Genomic DNA, 3,543 nt, shown 5'->3' on the forward strand with positions numbered 1-3,543 from the left:
GCGATGCTCGGCAAGCATTTCGCGCTAGTCGGGTCGACCGGCACCGGCAAGTCGACCAGCGCCGCGCTGATCCTCCACCGGATCTGCGACTTGGCGCCGCAGGGCCATATCGTGATGATCGATCCGCACGGCGAATATGCCGCCGCGTTCCGCGGCAACGGCGCGATCTTCGACGTGTCGAACCTGCAGATGCCCTATTGGCTGATGAACTTCGAGGAACATTGCGAGGTGTTCTTGACCGCGGCGGGCGGCGATCGGCAGATCGATGCCGATATTCTCGCCAAATGCCTGTTGATGGCGCGCAGCAAGAACCGGCTGGCGCAGGAGATTGCCAAGCTGACGGTCGATGCGCCGATCCCGTATCTGCTCAGCGACCTCGGCAATCTGATCCAGCTCGAAATGGGCAAGATGGACCGGGCGGGCGACACCGCGCCTTATCTGCGGCTGAAGGCCAAGATCGACGAGATCAAGGCCGATCCGCGCTACGGCTTCATGTTCTCAGGGATGCTGGTCGCCGACACGATGGCCGATTTCCTTGCCCGCATCTTCCGCATGCCGGGCGACGGCAAGCCGATCTCGATCGTCGACGTGTCGGGCGTGCCGTCCGACATCACCGCGGTGGTGGTCGCGGTGCTGGCGCGCATGACCTTCGATTTCGCGATCTGGTCGCGCAACGAACCGCAGCGGCCGATCCTGCTCGTTTGCGAGGAAGCGCATCGCTACATTCCGAGCAAGAACGGCGCGGCGACGTCGTCGGTCGGCCGCATCCTCAGCCGGATCGCGAAGGAAGGCCGCAAATACGGCGTGTCGCTGGGGCTGATCACGCAGCGTCCGTCCGATCTTGAAGAAGGCGTGCTGTCGCAGTGCGGCACGATCATCGCGATGCGGCTCAACAACGAGCGCGACCAGGCCTTCGTCCGCGCGGCGATGCCCGAAGGCGCGCGCGGGTTCCTCGATTCAATCCCCGCGCTGCGTAATCGCGAATGCGTCATCTGCGGCGAAGGCGTCGCGGTGCCGATCCGCGTCGCGTTCGACGACCTCGTCGAGACGCGCCGCCCTGCGTCGAGCGATCCGCTGTTTTCGACCCTGTGGCGCGACAGCGGCGGCGAAGAGGGCATCATCCAGCGCACGATTATGCGCTGGCGGGCGCAGGGGAAGTAGGGGCGCTCGATCGAGCCGTGTTCCTGCGAACGCAGGAACCCAGGGTCGTAGGGTTGGCGCTTGTGGTCCTGGGCTCCTGCGTGCGCAGAAGCACGGGTGATCAACGCAGTCCTGGGCGGACCGACAACAGGCTCGCGACGCGCGCCTTGAACGCGCGCAGATTGGCACCGGAAAGCGTCGCGATGCTGGAGAAGGAGATCGAGCGCGGGTTGATCGCAGCGCCGTTCTTCCACACTTCCCAATGGAGATGCGGGCCGGTGGAGTTGCCGGTCGACCCGACATAGCCGATCACCTCGCCCTGGCGGACGCGCTCGCCCGGGGACACTGCGATCCGGCTCATATGGCCATAGCCGCTGGCGAGACCGCCGCCATGCGCGAGCTTGACAAGATTGCCGTAGCCGCCGGACCGTCCCGCGAAGGCGACGACACCGTCCACCGCCGCATAGATCGGCGAGCCATAGGGCGCGGCGATGTCCATCCCCTTGTGCATGCGCAGGAAGCCCAGCAGCGGATGCATGCGCATGCCGTAGCTCGAGCTGATCCGGCCCGCGACGGGCATGCCCATCGTGCCGCGGCGTTCGGTCTGGCCGTTGGCGTCGAACCAGCTGCCGTCCCCGCCGCGGTCCCCGGCGTTCCAGCGCAACAGCTGGACCTTCTTGGCGCCCTGATCGATGCCCGCATAGATCAGCTTGCCGAGGCGGACCTCGCCGGTGGCGGCGCGATCCTGTTCGACGATCAGGTCGAAACTGTCGGCAGCGGTGACGTCGCGGCCGATCGACACGCGGGTGGCGATCGCCTTTATATAGCTTTCGACGATCTTGGTCGGCGCACCGGCGGCACGCGCGGAGCGGTAGAGGCTCGATCCGACCAGGCCCTGGATGCGGAGCGGTGTGGTATCGATCGCGATCGGCTGGCGGGTCATTGCCAGCGCGCTGCCGGCGCGATCGAGCGTCAGCGCGAGATCGAAGCGCGCACGGAGCGACAGCTTCTCGAGCGGCCGTGCGACCGATCGCGCGGGGCGGCGGCCTAGCGTCAACGAAATGCGCGTGCCGGGAACGATCGCGTCGAGCGCCACCGCCTGCGCGACGAGCTGCGCCGCCGCGGTCGCATCGCGGCGACCCACCCCGGCGCGTTCCAGCACCTTGTCGAACCCGTCGCCCTGGCCGAGCGTCGCGGACAGCTCGATCTCGGGGCGCTCGGGCGCTTGGGCGAGCGGGCGGACGAGATCGTTGGCGGCCATCCGGCGCCCGGTCGCGCTGCCCCAGGCGAGTGGCGCGATTCCTTGCGCGCGGCGTTCGTCCCATTCGCTGCCCGACAGGGGTGCCGGCACCGCGCCGACGATCGGGCGGATGAAGCCCGGCGAGCACAGGAAGGCGGCGGTGCACAAGGCCGCGCAGGTCGCGGCGCCGCGCCACCAGTCGAGGCTGCCGATCTGCGAGCCGAGATCGGGAACCCAATCGATTCGCGCAGCATGGCCGCGCAGCTTGTCGAAGGCGGAAAGATCGTCCTGGACGAGGAGCGCACGGCCGAAGGATCGCGAGGCGGTGCCGCCTGCAAGCTCCAGTCCCTGATCGTTGCGCAAGAACAACCGACGATGCCTCTTCCAGCTCGCCGTGTCCCCCCGGCGCAGGTGAGTTCGTTGTGCAGCCGAGATGCTAATGTCAAATTAACCCCGTCGCGCGCCCGCAGCCGGCGCGACGAGGCGTGGCGGCACCGAGGCCGGCGGATGCGCGATCCGAAACCATCAGCAAATCCAATGCGCTGGATCATTGCGTCCGACGGCCGAAGCCCCGATGTTGGCCCCATGAACCCCGCCGTCACCGCGGTCCTCGGGCCGACCAACACCGGCAAGACGCATCTCGCGGTCGAGCGGATGTGCGGCCATTCCAGCGGGATCATGGGCTTTCCGCTGCGGTTGCTGGCGCGCGAAGTCTATGACCGGGTGGTCGCGATCAAGGGCGCGGACCGGGTGGCGCTGGTCACCGGCGAGGAGAAGATCGTCCCGAAGGACGCGCGCTGGTTCCTGTGCACCGCCGAATCGATGCCCGATCATGACGCAGCGTTCGTGGCGCTCGACGAGGCGCAGCTCGGCACCGATCCGGAGCGCGGGCATGTCTTCACCGATCGGCTGCTGCGTCGACGCGGGCGTGAGGAGACGATGATCCTCGGATCGGAGGCGCTACGGCCGATGATCCGAACGCTGATCCCCGACGCGGAGATCGTCGCGCGGCCGCGCTTTTCGACGCTGACCTATGCCGGCGCCAAGAAGATCAGCCGCCTGCCCAAGCGATCCGCGATCGTCGCCTTCTCCGCCGAGGAGGTCTACGCCGTCGCCGAGATGCTGCGCCGTCTGCGCGGTGGCGCGGCGGTGGTGATGGGCGC

General features: G+C 67.8%; 2 protein-coding genes and 1 pseudogene. 2 read left to right on the top strand and 1 reads right to left on the bottom strand.

Translation table 11 applies throughout. The annotated features are described in order from the left end of the window. Positions 1-1,161, top strand: a 1,161-nt coding sequence (locus ACFE77_RS16230) for an ATP-binding protein (RefSeq protein WP_375422683.1), incomplete at its 5' end; no start/stop codon positions are given. 100 nt (positions 1,162-1,261) lie between these two features. Here ACFE77_RS16230 and ACFE77_RS16235 read toward each other — a convergent pair. Next, positions 1,262-2,749 (bottom strand): M23 family metallopeptidase, encoded by a 1,488-nt coding sequence (locus ACFE77_RS16235; RefSeq protein ID WP_375422684.1) that lies wholly within the window; start codon positions 2,747-2,749, stop codon positions 1,262-1,264. A gap of 216 nt (positions 2,750-2,965) precedes the next feature. Here ACFE77_RS16235 and ACFE77_RS16240 point away from each other — a divergent pair. Further along, positions 2,966-3,543: pseudogene (locus ACFE77_RS16240) on the top strand (helicase); the annotation flags it as partial.

Origin of the sequence: uncultured Sphingomonas sp., from assembly GCF_964243315.1 — a bacterium.
Taxonomy (GTDB): domain Bacteria; phylum Pseudomonadota; class Alphaproteobacteria; order Sphingomonadales; family Sphingomonadaceae; genus Sphingomonas.